Genomic DNA, 14,486 nt, shown 5'->3' on the forward strand with positions numbered 1-14,486 from the left:
TTGCCCGCGACGATCGCCGCGAATCGATCGCGGCCGGCCGTGCCACTTGCGGCGATGAGATGGTCGGTCGGCACATTCGCCGCCACGGCGTTGCCCGACGAGATCAGCACGCAGGCAATCGAATACGGCTGTGCGCTAAGCGATCACGGCAGCACGACGCATGCGGGGCCGAGGTTGAGGCCGGTCCCGACGGTCACCGTCGTCATGATGTAGGACTCGCCTTGGACGTACTCGGCGGCCCAGATGTCGTGCTTGCCCTTCTTGACGGGGGTCCAGGTGGTGCTGGCCTTGCCGGATGCGTCCGCGACCTGGGTGACCGGCTTGAACGTATCGATGGTCCGGCCGCCCTCGACATCGTCGAGGTACGTCACGGTGGCGCCGGGTCGTGCGGTCGCGGTGACCGTGTAGGAGCAGCCGGTGCCGTAGCCGCCGCCCGAGCTACCGAAACTTAGTCCGGGCGCGACGTCGACGCGGGTGACCGCGGCCCCAGCGGTCGGTGCGGCCAGCGCGATCGCGGCGGTCAACGCGCCGAGCGTGGCAGCGGTCTTCTTTGAAACGGTCACAGCAGATCCCTTCCGACAAACCGATTTCCCCACGGGGGGCCGCCCCGACACTGACACAGGCGGTGTCCGCGATCAATGGCCCGGCGCGGATCGACGGGCCGTCAGTTCCTTGGGGTCTGCCAGCGAGTTGCCGTTGACTCGTGGTGCGCTGGCATCGAATCAGGGAGGTCCCTGATGTGCAGCCACGGCTTTCGGTGGTTTGCTCGCTGTACTGGCCGGACGAATCCGCCGAAGGAGCGAGTGCCGTGCACGCTGCGATAGTGAGTACCTGGGTGTGGTTGGCGCTCGAGGTCGCCCTGCGGGTGCGGGATCGCTTGCGTAGCAAGGGATCGACCGAGCACGACCGCGGCACCCGGCTGACCATCGTGCTGCTCGTCGCGGTCGCCGTCAACGGTGCCATCGCGGTCGCGTCCTTCCTGCCCGCGACCAGCGTGTTCCAGCTGCCCGGCCGATCGCATCTGCCGTGGGAGATCGCCGGGCTCGCGATCATGTGGCTGGGGCTGGTCGTGCGAGTGTGGGCAATCACGGTGCTGGGCAGTTCGTTCCGGACGACCGTCGAGGTCGACAGTGACCAGACGGTGGTCGACCGGGGCCCGTACCGGTGGGTGCGCCATCCGTCCTACACCGGTGTCCTGCTGATCACGACCGGCCTGGGCCTGGCCGCGGGGAATTGGCTCTCGCTGCTCATCGCCGTCGCGCTTCCGGTCTATGCGTTGAGCAGGCGGATCGACGTCGAAGAGCGGGCGTTGGTCGAGACCATCGGCCGCCCGTACGAGACATACCGAGCCGGTACCAAACGGCTCGTCCCCGGCGTGTGGTGAGCAGTCGTCGCCGGTTCGCTGATAGTCATCTAAGAATCCGGCAAACGAGACACTTTTCGGGTGTTCCGGTGCGTTGAGACTGGTGAGAAGGCCAACCCGGCCACCACGAAGGAGTTCGGAATGAGCCTTATCGGGACCGTCATCGGTTACGCACTGACGATATTCATCGTGCTGCTGCTCGCGCGCATGGTGTTCGACTGGATGCTGGCCCTCGGCAACAGCCCGAGCTGGGCCAACCGCCCCCGCGAACTGGCGCACGCCGCGACCGAACCGATCATCGCACCGGTCCGCCGCGTCCTGCCACCGATCCGCGCCGGCGGTCTCGCGATCGACCTAGCCTTCACCGTGGTATTCATCGTCGCACTGGTCCTACGCGGAATCGCCTTCAGCCTCTAGGCCATCGCGCCCAGGCTGACAACTGCCGCACCTTCTCTCGGGATCGGCACTGTCTTTAGGGCCCTAAAGACAGTGCCGATCCCGAGAGAGAGTGCGGATTATGCTGTGCGCGGAGGGTCAGGCGGCGGGCCGTAGGGGAGTAGGGTGCGGAGGCCGCGGGCCAGGGTTTGCGGGTCGATGTCGCCGATTATCAAGTGTTGCAACATGAATCCGGGTATCACGCCCATGATGGCGGTGGCTACCGCGTGAATGTCGGCGTCGGCGGGTAGCCAGCCTGCGTCGCGCATGCGTTCGGTGTATTCGTACCAGCAGTTGCGGATGGCGAGGATGGCTTCTTTGACGTACTCGGCGGCGTCGGGGTGCACCAGCGCCAGCGCCCACGCTTGCGGGACCAATCGCAGCGGGTCGTCGGGTCCGCTGCGGGCGGTGACGTGCTCGGCCAGCGCGGCGACGAGAACGTCCGGTGGCGGCAGCGGTTCGCTGCGGATCAGCTCGGTCATCAGCGCGCGCAGGGTGACTGTCGTCTGGCTGGCCAGCGCCCCGATGAGGTCGTCCTTGCTGTTGAAATAGCGGTAGACGGCCCCGGCGGACAGTCCTGATTCGGCGAAGACATCCTGCATGGAGGTCTCGTGGAAACCCTTGCGGGCGAAGCACCGGCGGGCGGCGTCGAGGATCTGCTGCCTGCGGCGTTCCAGGTGTTCTTCGCTGACTCGGGGCATGCTTCTAAAGTAAAACGAACATCCGTTCTTGACAAGCTCATGGGTGCGGGCGACGATGAGTGCATCGAAAGAGAACGGTCATTCGATTTACGGGAGAACGTCATGAATACCACGCAGCGTGCGCTCGCCGTCGGCGTCGGCGCCGCTTTGCTCCAGGCTCTGATGCTGATCGCCTTCGCCTGGCCCGCCGCCAATATCGCCCCCCGTGATCTGCCCATCGCGGTCACCGGCCCGCAGGCCGACGTGGTCGTCGGCCAGCTGACCGAGCACGGTCCCGACGCCTTCGATATCTCCCGCCCCGCCGACGAGGCCGCCGCCCGCGCCGCCATCGAGGACCGAAAGGTGTACGGCGCCATCGTCACCGGCGACGGGCCGCTGCGCGTGTTGATCGCCTCCGCCGCGAGTCCGGCTGTCGCGCAACAACTCACGCAGATCGGCCAGCAGCTGTCCGGCCTCCCGGCGGTGCGAGTGGACGACGTGGTCGCCGCCGACTCCGACGATCCACGCGGCACCGCGTTCGGCGCCATGGTGCTGCCGCTGGCGTTGTCGGGCATCGCGGCGGGCGTATTGCTCAGCTTGCTGATCCCGACGATCGGCGGAAAAGCGTTGGGGCTGGTGACCTTTGGCATCGTCGGCGGATTGTTGAGCATGGAGATCATCCAGGGCTGGATGTCGGTCGTGCCGGGTGCCTACCTCGAACTGGCCGCCGTCGCCGGCTTGGTCTCGTTCGCCGTCTCGGGCGCGGTAGTCGGCCTCTCCGCCGCCATCGGCCGGGCAGGCATCGGCATCGCCGCACTGACCATGCTGCTCATCGGCAACCCGTTCTCCGCCGCCACCTCCGCACCCGAACTGCTCCCGCAACCGTGGGGCGCCATCGGCCAACTCCTCCCGCCGGGCGCCGCCGCCGCACTACTACGTTCGGTCGCCTTCTTCGACGGCGCCGGCGCCACCAGACCCCTTGTGATACTGCTGATCTGGGCCGCCGCCGCCCTCGCGCTCCTCGGCATCGGCGCCCTGCGCGCCCGCACCCCCGAAATCCCCACCACCACCCCTACCCCCATCCCGGCCACCATCGGCTGAGCTTCGCCGAACGGGACGTCGTCAAACGTCGAGTAGACGCGCCGTCATGTCCCGTTCGATGGCCCGCACCCTTGGTGGGGGTTATCGCGCTAGCAGCGGTCTTCCTTGCGGGTATCAGTTCAAGATAATTTTCGGTGGAAGCATCGGAAGGATACCGATGCGCAGGGTCGAGCGCCCGAGGATGTGGCGTCCGGCTGCTCCGGGCAGCAGAAAAGCACCGGCGGCCGAAAAGTATTCGGGCGCCGGCGCTTTGGGGTATGCGTGGATCAGCTGACGGTGAACGCCAACGTGGGTGCGGTGGCCGCGCCGTCCGCCTTCTGGCTGTTGTAGGTCAGGACGTAGTTGCCGGTGGCGTTGGCCGGAACGACGAAGACGACGAAGTCCTTCGCGTTGTCGATGGTCTGGTTCGCGCCGAGCAGTTCGTTGATCGGGCTGCGATCGTCGGCGACCAGGCTCTGTCCGTCCGGCGTCTTCAGCGAGAAGTACTCGGTGAAGATGTTGCTGCCGCCCGCCGAAACACCGGACCCGCCAATGATTTTGATGTGTAGCGCGAGCTCGTACTTGCCGTGCTCGTTCTTGGTGTAGCTCGGGCTGAGCTTGCCCGCGGTCACCTCGATGGTGGTCTGGTCCTGGGTCAGCGTGCCGGTGACGGGCAGTGTCTTCGGCTGCACGCTGTCCACCGTGCCCGCGGCGCTGAGCGGAATCTTGGTCTGGTTGTCTGCGGCCTGCCCGTACACCACGGTCATCGTGTCGATCAGATGCTCGGCGTCCTTGGCGGACTTGACCGACGTGGTCACCTTGCCCGCGGCCGATCCGCCGCCGGGCACCGTCGGGTTGTCCCAGCTGGCGCCGCCGTCGACCTGGCCGCCGACCAGCAGCGAGGTGTTGCCGCTGATCGTGTTGTTCTCCAGGGTGGTGTTCTTGTAAGTGATGTCGATCAGCACCTTCGCGCCACCGAATTCGTCGGGCACCACGGTCGCCTTGTTGACGGTGATGTCGAAGCCCTCGTACCAGCCGGTCTTGCCGACGGTCCGTACCGTGGACTGGCTCGCGTTGTTGCTGCCTGGCGCACCGTTGCTGCCCGGCGCACCGTTCGCGGCCACGCTGGTGGCCGGTGTTGCCGAAACCGGTTTTGCCGCACCGTCTTTGTCGTTGCAGGCGGTCAGGACCATCGCGGCCGCGCTGAGCAGCGCGACCGCACCCGCGGCGGTGCGGATTCGGCGGCTACGCGCCGGAACTACAGATGAAATCAGGGTCGTACGCACGCTGAGCCTCCCGGAAATGTGCAAACCCCAGAGCGCGACACCCGGGTCGGCCGGGCGTTCGTGGGTTCGCGTTGAAATCTGCACGGGGAGGCGCGGTGTTAACCAGAGCTCGGTCCGCTGAGTGAACCGAGGCGTGGACTACAACGTGGTGCGGCCGTCGCCGTTGCCCGCCGACACACAGGACGCGCAGGTGCCGAACACCTCCATGGTGTGGCTGACCTCGGTGAACCCGTGCTCGCGCGCGATCGCACCCGCCCAGGCCTCCACGGTCGGGCCCTCCACCTCGACCGTGCGTCCGCAGTTGCGGCACACCAAATGGTGATGGTGGCCAGTGGAACACTGGCGGTAAACGGACTCGCCGGTGTCGGTCCGCAGCACGTCGACCATGCCCGCGTCGGCCAGCGACTGCAGCGTGCGATAGACGGTCGTCAGGCCGATGCCCTCGCCGCGCTTGCGCAACTCGTCGTGCAACTCCTGTGCGGAGCGGAACTCCTCGATGTCGCCGAGCAGTGCGGCGATGGCACTGCGCTGTCTGGTGCTGCGGATGCCGACCGCCTTCTGCGGAACGACACTGTTCTCAGGCACGAATTACCCTTCCTCGGCGTGCGCGACGGCGTCGACCACGATATGTGCGAGATGGTCGTCGACGAGTTCGTAGAGCACCTCGCGACCGGACCGCTCGCCGTGGACGACGCCTGCGGACTTGAGGATGCGCAGATGCTGACTCACCAGCGGCTGGGTCACCCCGAGCGCGTCGACCAGCTCGTGCACGCAGCGCGGCGACTCGCGCAGCTGCAGCACAATGGCGATGCGAACCGGTGCGGCCAGCGCGCGCAGCAGCTCGCCCGCATCCTCCAGGACGGTTCGCGCCGGTACCGCCGCGGGCGCGGGCGAGCGGTACGGGTTGTGCGGATGGGCGGTGGTGGTCTCGGCGGTCATGGCACCAACTCCTTATTGGAAAGCGATCCCATTTTGATATGCACAGTTGCGCATGTCAAACGGGCGCGCCGCGGCGTGCGCGTTTTCCGCGAAGCGCCGACGGTTGCCCGTGCGGTGGAAACTGGGTTGGGCAGGGCCGATAGTCTGTCTTCGTATCGTTGCGTACTCGCAAAACAATGGCCTGAACGCACAATCCGACTCGTAGTGGATGGAGAATTCTCGAGTGGCACCCAAGTCGAAGGTGGACACCGTTGCCAACCTCGCCAAGCGCCGGGGTCTGGTGTACCCGAGCGGTGAGATCTACGGAGGCACCAAGTCGGCCTGGGACTACGGTCCGCTGGGCGTCGAGCTCAAGGAGAACATCAAGCGGCAGTGGTGGCGGTCCATGGTCACCAGCCGCGAGGACATCGTCGGCCTCGACTCGTCGGTGATCCTGCCGCGCCAGGTGTGGGTGGCCTCGGGCCACGTCGGTGTCTTCAACGATCCGCTGGTGGAGTGCCTGAACTGTCACCACCGTTTCCGGCAGGATCACCTGCAGGAGGCGTACGCGCTCAAGCACAAGATCGACGATCCGGACACGGTCTCGATGGAGCTGATCGCCTGCACCAGCTGCGGCACCGTCGGCAAGTGGACCGAGCCGCGCGACTTCAACATGATGCTCAAGACCTACCTCGGCCCGATCGAGTCCGAGGAGGGCATGCACTACCTGCGGCCCGAGACCGCGCAGGGCATCTTCGTCAACTTCGCCAACGTGATGACCACCGCGCGCAAGAAGCCGCCGTTCGGCATCGCCCAGATCGGCAAGAGCTTCCGCAACGAGATCACTCCCGGCAACTTCATCTTCCGCACCCGCGAGTTCGAGCAGATGGAGATGGAGTTCTTCGTCAAGCCCGGCGAGGACGAGCAGTGGCACAAGTACTGGATCGAGACCCGCTTCGCCTGGTACACCGACCTCGGCATCAACCCGGACAACCTGCGGCTCTACGAGCACCCGAAGGAAAAGCTGTCGCACTACTCGGCGGGCACCACCGACATCGAGTACCGCTTCGGCTTCCAGGGCAACGAGTGGGGTGAGCTCGAGGGCGTGGCCAACCGCACCGACTTCGACCTCAAGACGCACTCCGAGCACTCGGGCACCGAGCTCAGCTTCTTCGACCAGACCACCAATGAGCGCTACGTGCCCTACGTCATCGAGCCCGCGGCCGGCCTGACCCGCTCGCTGATGGCGTTCCTGGTCGACGCCTATGCCGAGGACGAGGCGCCGAATGCCAAGGGCGGCGTGGACACTCGCACCGTCCTGCGGCTGGACCGCAGGCTCGCGCCGGTCAAGGCAGCGGTACTTCCGTTGTCGCGCAACGCGGATCTGACGCCGAAGGCGAAAGACCTTGCGGCGCAACTGCGCCGGAACTGGAACGTGGAGTTCGACGACGCGGGCGCGATCGGCCGTCGCTACCGTCGGCAGGACGAGATCGGCACCCCGTTCTGCATCACCGTCGACTTCGACACCCTCGACGATCAGGCGGTGACCATCCGCGAGCGCGACACGATGACGCAGGAGCGGATCGCGCTGGACAAGGTCGAGGGCTACCTGGCGCAGCACCTGCTGGGGTCGTAGGACATTCGCGAAAACGAAACGACCCGCGCCGAGTGATCGGTGCGGGTCGTTCTTCGTTTCAGTGCGTCGGTGGCAGCGGCGGAGTCGGTGGCGTCGGCGGTAATTGCGGACGCTCCGAGCCGGAACTGTTGCCCCGCACGGTGATTCCGATCGCGGTCGGAATGAGCAACGCCATGCCCCACGGCACCGCCACCCAGAACGGCCAGAAGTAGCCCGCGCCGGTGGCCACCCAGATCAACAGGGTCAGCATGTTCACGAAGACCCACGGGGTCCACATGATCACGACCCACTGCGGCACCCGCTTCGATACCGGCGTGCGCGAGTCGCGTTGGGCCGGAAGGTCGGCCAGCACCGGCGTCAGTTCCCCGTAGGTCTTGGCGCTGTACACCTGCTGCAGCCGGTCGTCGTACTCGTGCAGCGTCAGCCTGCCCTCGTTCATCGCGTGCCGCAGCTGGTCGACGATTTTCTCGCGGTCCGCATCAGACGCCCGCACATTCTCCGCACCCACGAGTGCCAGCGTAGGGCGGTTGCGGACGATCCGCGCTTCAATTGCCGCCCGGACATTCAGTGGCAGTGCGGCGCGGCCGAGTCGTAGCTGTCGTGATGCACGGCCTCGCCGACGTGCTTTTGCCTGCCGAGCGGGGTGAGGTCCAGGTAGTTGTGGGTGCCGATGTGGATGTCGCCGCCGCGGGCGTAGGACGAGTAGGTATGGAAGACGGCATCGTCGTCGTCGCGCCAGAAGACGCTGGTGCCCGGCTGTTCACCGTCGAGCTGCCAGGTCTGCCCGCCGGCCTCGATCTCGGCCTCGGTGCGGAAGTTGTATTCGATCGGGGTGATGGACGCGTCCTGGGTGGCGTGGTAGTCGTAGTTGAAGTCGCTGCCGTGCGAGGAGTACATGGGGAAGGTCCAGCCCATGCGATCCTGATAGCCCCGCAGCACATCCCACGGTCCGCGCGACACCACCGCGAACGAGGTGTTCTGGTGGTGCAGGTGGGCGAGGTGCCCGACATTGTCCAGCAGGAACGCGCAACTGGGACAGCCCGCGTTCAGGTCCCAGCGCCACATCATGTGATAGACGATGAGCTGGCGGCGCTGCTCGAACAGCTCGCTCAGTGTGAGTTTGCCTGTCGCGCCTTCGAATACGTACTCCTTGTCGATCGCGACCATCGGCAGGGCGCGGCGCGCGGCCGCGAGCTCGTCCTGTCGGCGGGTGAGCGCCTTCTCTTCGGCCAGCAGGCTCTTGCGGGCCGCAAGCCATTCGTCGCGGGTTGCTACGGCCGGACGGTTCATGAGGTTCTCCCTTGATTCGGGCACAGTGATCCGTGTGTGTAGACGGGATGTTCGGGGCGAATACATCTGCCGGTAGGGCACGGGTGTGTTCAGCGGGCTTGACGGACCGGGGGTGATCTGGGTTTTCGGACTCGCTGTCGCGGGAAATAACCGGGCCGGGTGGGCCGTTGACGCTCGATGTGCCTTAAGTCACCGAAGCGAGGAGCTCAGCATGGCAAGAGCGGTGAAGTTCGATCGGTATGGCGGGATCGACGAGTTACGGGTGGTCGAGGTGGCGACGCCGACCGCCGGGCCTGGGCAGGTGGTCGTCGCGGTGGTCGCGGCGGGCCTCAATCCGGGTGAGGCGGCTATCCGCAGCGGGGCGCTGCACGATCGGTGGCCCGCGACGTTTCCGTCGGGTGAGGGCACCGATTTCGCGGGGCGGATCGTGGAGATCGGTGCGGATGTCGGTGGTATCGAGGTCGGGGACGAGGTGCTCGGGTTCACCGACGACCGGGCCAGTCATGCGACGCATGTTGTCGTGCCCGTCGCGCAGGTGACGCCCAAGCCCGCCGGACTGGACTGGGATGTCGCCGGCGCGTTATATGTCGCTGGCACAACAGCTTTCGCAGCGGTGCGGGCGGTGGAGGCCAACGAGGGCGATACTGTCGTCGTATCCGGTGCCGCCGGCGGCGTCGGCTCGATCGCGGTGCAGCTGTTGCGTGCGCGCGGGGCCGAGGTGATCGGTATCGCGAGTGACGGCAATCATGACTGGCTGCGGAAGATCGGGGCGACGCCGGTTGCGTACGGGGACGGGCTGATCGACCGGCTCCGGGCTGCCGCACCGGAGGGTGTGGACGCGTTCATCGATACGTTCGGTGCCGATTATGTGGACATCGCCGTCGAACTGGGTGTTCCGGTGGAGCGCATCGACACCATCATCAACTTCGCCGCCGTGGAGAAGTACGGCGTGAAGGCTGACGGCAATGCTGCCGCGGGCACCATCGATGTGCTCACCGAGCTGGCCGATCTCGCGGCGGCAGGCACCATCGAGGCGCCGATTGCCGGTGTGTATCCGATCGACAAGGTGCAAGAGGCGTACCGCGAGCTGGAGCAGCGGCACACTCGCGGCAAGATCGTGCTGCGCCCCTGATTCCCGCACGCCTCTTGATTTCCCGCGCCTGAAATCGCATGCGGATTTCGGTCCCAGCTGCGATTCCAGGCGCGGGAAATCAAGAGGCGTGGGTCTTCAGCGGGGGACATCCCAGAAGGCGAGCTCGTGGCGCATGCCTTCGCGGAAGAGGTGTTCCGCGCGGTCCGGGTCGGCGCCCGCCTCGTCGATCATCTGGGCGCAGCGGCGGGTGAGGGCGGCGAAGGCGGGGTCGGCGTAGGTGTCGACCCAGCGGCGGTAACGCGGTTCGGCGGGCGGGTTCTCGGCGAGGCGCGCACCCAGGGTGGAGTAGCCCCACATGCACGGGTACATCGCGACCAGACCCTCGGCGTAATTGGCCGCCGAGTCGAGCAGGAACTTCGTATATCCCGCGCAGGCAACACCTTTGGTGACACCGCCGAGGTCGGCGCCGAACTCCGCGGCCAGCGAACGGTGCAGCGCGAGCTCGTCGTGATACGTGGCGTGCGCCAGATCCACCAGGTCGCCGAGGTGGTCCGCCGGGGCCTGCCAGGCCAGGCGGCTGAACACCCGGACGTAGTCGAGCAGGAACAGATAGTCCTGCTCCAGCCAGGAACGGAAGATCGGCTCGGGCAGGTCGCCCTTGGCGATGCCCGCCACGGTCGGATGGTCGAGCTGATGCTCGACCAAGGGACGGCCGAGTTCTTCCAGATGCGCGGCGAGACTCATGTTGTCCAGTGTTCCTCATCCGTTCATTTGCGCCTCGAGCCGGTGTTGCCGCACGCTTGCGAGGTGTGGCGGGATGAGGACTACGTGGTGCGCGTATTGGCACCATCGGAACAGCGATTTGTACGGCACGGCACCTACACGGGCCGGTCGGTGTCGGTATCGGGAGAACTCGATCCGGCAGCGTTGAAAGAGGCTTTCGCCGCATTGCAGCTGGCGTTTCCGGTCGTGATGTGCCGGATCGAGGAAGACGCGGCCGGGTCGGGTTATCTACTGTCCCCGGGAGATTCGCGAGTCGGAGCTTCGATCACCGCGGGCGACGTGGCGACTGTGAGTTTGCCGGCCACCCCGGTGGACCCCGCGACGCAACTGGCGTATCTGGACGCGGTGACGTCCGGCGCCGGTCGGTGGCGGGTCACGCTGTTCGCGCATCACAGCATCGCGGATGCCGGGCACTGCGTCGAACTGCTGTCGCGATTCTGGGACTTTTACACCGACATCGTCGAGGCCGCGCCGATAAGTGTTGTGCCGCAGGACTATCCGCAGTCACTGGAATGGCATGTGGCGCAACATGGCATTACCGAGGGTCGCGTGTCCGGCTTCGAGGGCGTGACGCGACCGCTGCCACCGACGGGAGCGCCTGTCCCCGTTGGCGATCCGGCACCCAGTTCGCTCGTCCAGCCGAGGCGCGCTCGACTCGACCAGGCCGCGACAGCACGGATCGTCGGACTCGGGCATCATCGGGCCGTGAGCGTCAACGGGTTGGTCACGGCCGCACTGTTGCGCGCTTACGCGTCCGAAACATCCGATGCCACAAGCGGTCCGGTCCCGCTGAGCTGTCTGTATCCGGTGGACATGCGGTCGCGGCTGGACCCGAGGGTGGCACCCGCCGCGGGCACCAACATGGCCGGACTCGCGTCGTTCGCCGCCGGGATCGATCTCTCGGACAACGTTCTCGAACTGGCCCAACGGATTTCGGAACGACTACGCGACGACCTGGCCGACGGCATCGTGCAACAGTCGGTACTGCACTTCCCCGACTGCTACGGAACCAACCGAACTCACGCCTTGGCCGAGCACGTCGCGATCACCAATACCGGCGCTGTGCCACCGTTCCGGACACCCGCCGGACTCGTGCTCACCGACTACGAAATCGTCTACCTCTCCGCCCACCCCAGGCCGTCGGCAGGTGCTTCCGCCGCGGTCACTTTCCTGCTCTACACATTCCACGGTCAACTGACCATCGGGCTGCTCGGCGGCGGTGCCGACGCGGACCGGCTGCTCGCCGCGGTAGGCAAAGAACTGACCGCGCTGTCCGAGGAGACGATCGAGCTGGCCGCTACTGGTAGCCGACGCGTTTGGGTCGCATGACCAGCACGACGGCGGGGGAAACCGGCTGGCCGATGCTGCGGTTCGGGCAGAATGCTTGGTGACAGCGGACGATCGGGTTGGAAGCGGGTGTGCCGGCGGTGGTGACGAACGGAGACCGGAGCGGGGTCGCAGCGGCCGTGGTCGGGGTGGCGGCGCTCGGGGCCGGCGAGGCGATCGCCGCGACCCGGGGTGGCTCGCTGATCGACACCCTGGGGCGTGCGCTCATCGATGTCGCGCCGGTGCCGGTCGTCGAGGTCGCCGTCGCCGCGTCCGGTCGGCACGACAAGGTCGCCACTCGGCTCGGTGTCGCCGCAGGAGTGGTCGCGGCCACCGTCGGGCTCGGTGCCTTGCCCGCACGGCTGCGCACGCCGGTCGCGGTGGCGTCCGGTGCCGGTGCGGCCGCGTTGGCGACGCGGCTGCCAACGCGCTCGACGTCCACCGTCGCCGGTGCGGTCGCAGCCGTCGGGGTGCTCGCCGCCGGTCTACGCCGTAGGCCGCACGGACTCGGCGCACTGGCCTGGCTGGCGACGGGCGCCGGGATGTTCGCGGCCGCGCATACCTTGCAGCACGATCTGGACCGCAAGCAGGACAACGACATTCGCCGGATCGGCCCGATGGGCGCGCTGGGTGTGGTGCCACAGGACGGGCTCGAGGACGAGCCGGGGCTGTCGCCGCTGGTCACCGCGGCACACCGAATGTATGTCGCCGATGTCAACCTGCGCCCGCCCCGGATCGATCCAGCCCACTGGCGGCTGTCCGTCACCGGCAAGGTCGCGCACCCGCTGCGCTTGTCGCTGGACGAATTAGCCGATGACGCAGTGGAATTCGACGCTGTCATGGTGTGCGTGCACAATCACCCCGGCGAAGGCCGGGCGGGCAACGGCCGCTGGTTCGGCGTCCCGCTGGCCGATCTGCTGAAACACGCCATCCCGGAATCCGACGCCACCCGCCTGGTCACCAGGGCCGTCGACGGCTACACCATCTCGCTGCCGCTCGACCCGCTGCGCTCCGGCGAATGGCCCGCCTACGTGGTGATCGGCATGAACGGCGAACCACTCACCCCCGCCCACGGCTTCCCCGCCCGCGTCTTCGTCCCAGGCCTCTACGGCCAATACACCGGCGCGAAATGGCTTGGCGAACTGGAACTCACCGACGACACCCACGTCGACTACTGGTGGCGCCGCGGCTGGCCCGCGGGCCCCCTCGCGGTAACACCACAGGCCCGCATCGACGTCACCGCACCCGGCCGCGCCGCCGCGGGCACCACCACGATCGCCGGAGTCGCCTGGGCCCCACCGCACGGCGTTGCCGACGTGGAGGTCCGCATCGACGAAGGCGACTGGCGCCCAGCCGATCTCGCCACCGAACTGGCCCCCGCCGCTTGGCGCCGCTGGCGCATCGCCGTGGAACTGGCACCGGGAGACCACCGAATCCAGGCCAGAGCTACCAGCCGCTCCGGCGAAGTCCAGGAGGGCCGACACCGAGCACCCTTCCCCACCGGCCCATCCGGCTTCCACACGATCACCATTCAGGTCTGACCGCCCGGCCGTCCTACTTGTCGCTGCGACGCTCATCGGCCGCAGCCCTCGCGGGGTCTGTGCGATTTCTGGGTACCCGCACTGTGTGCGGCTCCCGAGAAAGAACGCGGGACTCGACGCCGTCGACCCTGTGGTGTCGCGTCCCGGAGTTTACGATCAAGATCAACGGGAGCTGGTGCTGGCATTTCCCGAGGAAGCCACCAGCACCAGTTCCCCCTGATCTTGAAGACGCGGGCTACTTCGGGACGATCGGCTCCTGTAGTTCGGTAACCCAGCCGCTCGTGTCTTCGGTGTAGACCAGCGTTACCTCGCGGCTGGGGCCGCTGAGGCGGTAGCCGTTTTCGTCGACCCAGCGGCCGAGGGCCTGCCAGGGTTCGAGCACCTCGTTCATGCTGCCGCGGTGGACCAGCGTGGCGGCCTGTGGGATGGCGGGCAGGTCGACGACGGTGAAATCGTGGGTGTCGCTCGGGGCGAGGTCGACCGGCACTGCGGCGTGCGCGAGCACTGTGCCGTCCTCGAGCTGGTCGTAGTAGGCGATGGCGCAGCCGATGATCGGCACGTCGGCCTTTTCCAGCCGCCTGCAGATGTCCTCGAAGAGTGGGCCGATCACCGGTCCGATCGATTCGGGCTCGAAATCGGCAGCGACAGCAGACAATTCGGCTACCCGGACCGCCGGAATGGATTTGATGATCACGTCGTGGACAGGCATGGCGCCCTCTTTCTCGATGATGCGGAGCCGCGTTTCGACCTGGACGAGCCGGGCGCGGTCGCTCGCGATGCGCTGTTCGAGTTCGGCGCGGCGCAGGGTGAGCATGCCGCGCAGTTCCGCGCCGCTCACCTGGTCGTCCAGGATCTGGCCGACCTGCTCCAGCGTGAAGCCGAGATCCTTCAGTGCGACAAGGCGATTGAGCCGGGCCAGCTGCCCGCCGGAGTAGAAGCGATAGCCGCTGTGCTCGTCGACCCGATCCGGGCGGAGCAGCCCGATCGCGTCGTAGTGGCGCAGCATGCGCACCGACACCCGGCCGTGTCTGGCGAAGTCTCCGATGGTGAACATA

The 14,486-nt window shown here is 66.9% G+C and carries 16 protein-coding genes; 7 read left to right on the forward strand and 9 right to left on the reverse strand.

The window, feature by feature from the left end:
• Window positions 1-143 precede the first annotated feature (143 nt).
• Window positions 144-563 carry a hypothetical protein gene (locus ACFWF1_RS15370; protein WP_379282587.1) on the reverse strand — a complete coding sequence of 140 codons (420 nt, stop codon included), beginning with the start codon at window positions 561-563 and terminating at the stop codon, window positions 144-146.
• Between the two features lie 260 nt (window positions 564-823).
• Here ACFWF1_RS15370 and ACFWF1_RS15375 point away from each other — a divergent pair, with 260 nt between their 5' ends.
• Together ACFWF1_RS15375 and ACFWF1_RS15380 are read left to right on the forward strand one after the other, a co-directional pair.
• Window positions 824-1,384, forward strand: a complete 561-nt coding sequence (locus ACFWF1_RS15375; protein WP_379282588.1) for a methyltransferase family protein — start codon at window positions 824-826, stop codon at window positions 1,382-1,384.
• A gap of 120 nt (window positions 1,385-1,504) precedes the next feature.
• Window positions 1,505-1,780, forward strand: a complete 276-nt coding sequence (locus ACFWF1_RS15380; RefSeq protein WP_379282589.1) for a YggT family protein — start codon at window positions 1,505-1,507, stop codon at window positions 1,778-1,780.
• Window positions 1,781-1,878: 98 nt separating this feature from the next.
• On the opposite strand, the gene ACFWF1_RS15385 is transcribed toward ACFWF1_RS15380, so the two are convergent.
• On the reverse strand, window positions 1,879-2,499 hold the full coding sequence (locus ACFWF1_RS15385) for a TetR/AcrR family transcriptional regulator (protein ID WP_379282591.1): 621 nt from the start codon (window positions 2,497-2,499) through the stop codon (window positions 1,879-1,881).
• 102 nt (window positions 2,500-2,601) lie between these two features.
• Here ACFWF1_RS15385 and ACFWF1_RS15390 point away from each other — a divergent pair, with 102 nt between their 5' ends.
• Window positions 2,602-3,579 carry a hypothetical protein gene (locus ACFWF1_RS15390; protein WP_379282592.1) on the forward strand — a complete coding sequence of 326 codons (978 nt, stop codon included), beginning with the start codon at window positions 2,602-2,604 and terminating at the stop codon, window positions 3,577-3,579.
• Window positions 3,580-3,845: 266 nt separating this feature from the next.
• Here ACFWF1_RS15390 and ACFWF1_RS15395 read toward each other — a convergent pair whose 3' ends face one another.
• From ACFWF1_RS15395 to ACFWF1_RS15405, 3 genes are all read right to left on the reverse strand, one after another.
• Window positions 3,846-4,844 carry a hypothetical protein gene (locus tag ACFWF1_RS15395; protein ID WP_379282594.1) on the reverse strand — a complete coding sequence of 333 codons (999 nt, stop codon included), beginning with the start codon at window positions 4,842-4,844 and terminating at the stop codon, window positions 3,846-3,848.
• Between the two features lie 138 nt (window positions 4,845-4,982).
• The gene (locus ACFWF1_RS15400) at window positions 4,983-5,429 is read right to left on the reverse strand and encodes a Fur family transcriptional regulator (protein WP_379282595.1); all 447 of its coding nucleotides are present in this window, start codon (window positions 5,427-5,429) and stop codon (window positions 4,983-4,985) included.
• Between the two features lie 3 nt (window positions 5,430-5,432).
• Window positions 5,433-5,783, reverse strand: a complete 351-nt coding sequence (locus ACFWF1_RS15405) for an ArsR/SmtB family transcription factor (protein ID WP_379282596.1) — start codon at window positions 5,781-5,783, stop codon at window positions 5,433-5,435.
• 223 nt (window positions 5,784-6,006) lie between these two features.
• Here ACFWF1_RS15405 and ACFWF1_RS15410 point away from each other — a divergent pair, with 223 nt between their 5' ends.
• Complete coding sequence (locus ACFWF1_RS15410; protein ID WP_379282597.1) at window positions 6,007-7,398, forward strand: glycine--tRNA ligase; 1,392 nt, start codon at window positions 6,007-6,009, stop codon at window positions 7,396-7,398.
• A gap of 58 nt (window positions 7,399-7,456) precedes the next feature.
• Here the strand turns inward: ACFWF1_RS15410 and ACFWF1_RS15415 are convergent, their stop codons facing one another.
• On the reverse strand, window positions 7,457-7,906 hold the full coding sequence (locus ACFWF1_RS15415; protein ID WP_379282598.1) for a DUF1707 domain-containing protein: 450 nt from the start codon (window positions 7,904-7,906) through the stop codon (window positions 7,457-7,459).
• Window positions 7,907-7,962: 56 nt separating this feature from the next.
• The gene (locus ACFWF1_RS15420) at window positions 7,963-8,688 is read right to left on the reverse strand and encodes a DUF899 domain-containing protein (protein ID WP_379282599.1); all 726 of its coding nucleotides are present in this window, start codon (window positions 8,686-8,688) and stop codon (window positions 7,963-7,965) included.
• A 211-nt stretch (window positions 8,689-8,899) separates the two neighbouring features.
• Here ACFWF1_RS15420 and ACFWF1_RS15425 point away from each other — a divergent pair, with 211 nt between their 5' ends.
• Window positions 8,900-9,820, forward strand: coding sequence for an NADP-dependent oxidoreductase (locus ACFWF1_RS15425; protein WP_379282600.1), 921 nt, complete (start codon window positions 8,900-8,902; stop codon window positions 9,818-9,820).
• Between the two features lie 96 nt (window positions 9,821-9,916).
• Here the strand turns inward: ACFWF1_RS15425 and ACFWF1_RS15430 are convergent, their stop codons facing one another.
• Window positions 9,917-10,525 (reverse strand): TenA family protein, encoded by a 609-nt coding sequence (locus tag ACFWF1_RS15430; RefSeq protein ID WP_379282601.1) that lies wholly within the window; start codon window positions 10,523-10,525, stop codon window positions 9,917-9,919.
• Between the two features lie 63 nt (window positions 10,526-10,588).
• Here ACFWF1_RS15430 and ACFWF1_RS15435 point away from each other — a divergent pair, with 63 nt between their 5' ends.
• Both ACFWF1_RS15435 and ACFWF1_RS15440 read left to right on the forward strand, forming a co-directional pair.
• Window positions 10,589-11,893, forward strand: a complete 1,305-nt coding sequence (locus ACFWF1_RS15435) for an acyltransferase (protein ID WP_379322187.1) — start codon at window positions 10,589-10,591, stop codon at window positions 11,891-11,893.
• A 98-nt stretch (window positions 11,894-11,991) separates the two neighbouring features.
• Window positions 11,992-13,431, forward strand: coding sequence for a molybdopterin-dependent oxidoreductase (locus ACFWF1_RS15440; protein ID WP_379282602.1), 1,440 nt, complete (start codon window positions 11,992-11,994; stop codon window positions 13,429-13,431).
• A 235-nt stretch (window positions 13,432-13,666) separates the two neighbouring features.
• Here the strand turns inward: ACFWF1_RS15440 and ACFWF1_RS15445 are convergent, their stop codons facing one another.
• A complete protein-coding gene (locus ACFWF1_RS15445) occupies window positions 13,667-14,485 on the reverse strand; it encodes a MerR family transcriptional regulator (protein ID WP_379282603.1) in 819 nt (272 codons plus the stop codon).
• Window position 14,486: the final 1 nt, after the last annotated feature.

Source organism: Nocardia sp. NPDC060255 (assembly GCF_042727395.1).
Lineage (GTDB): Bacteria > Actinomycetota > Actinomycetes > Mycobacteriales > Mycobacteriaceae > Nocardia.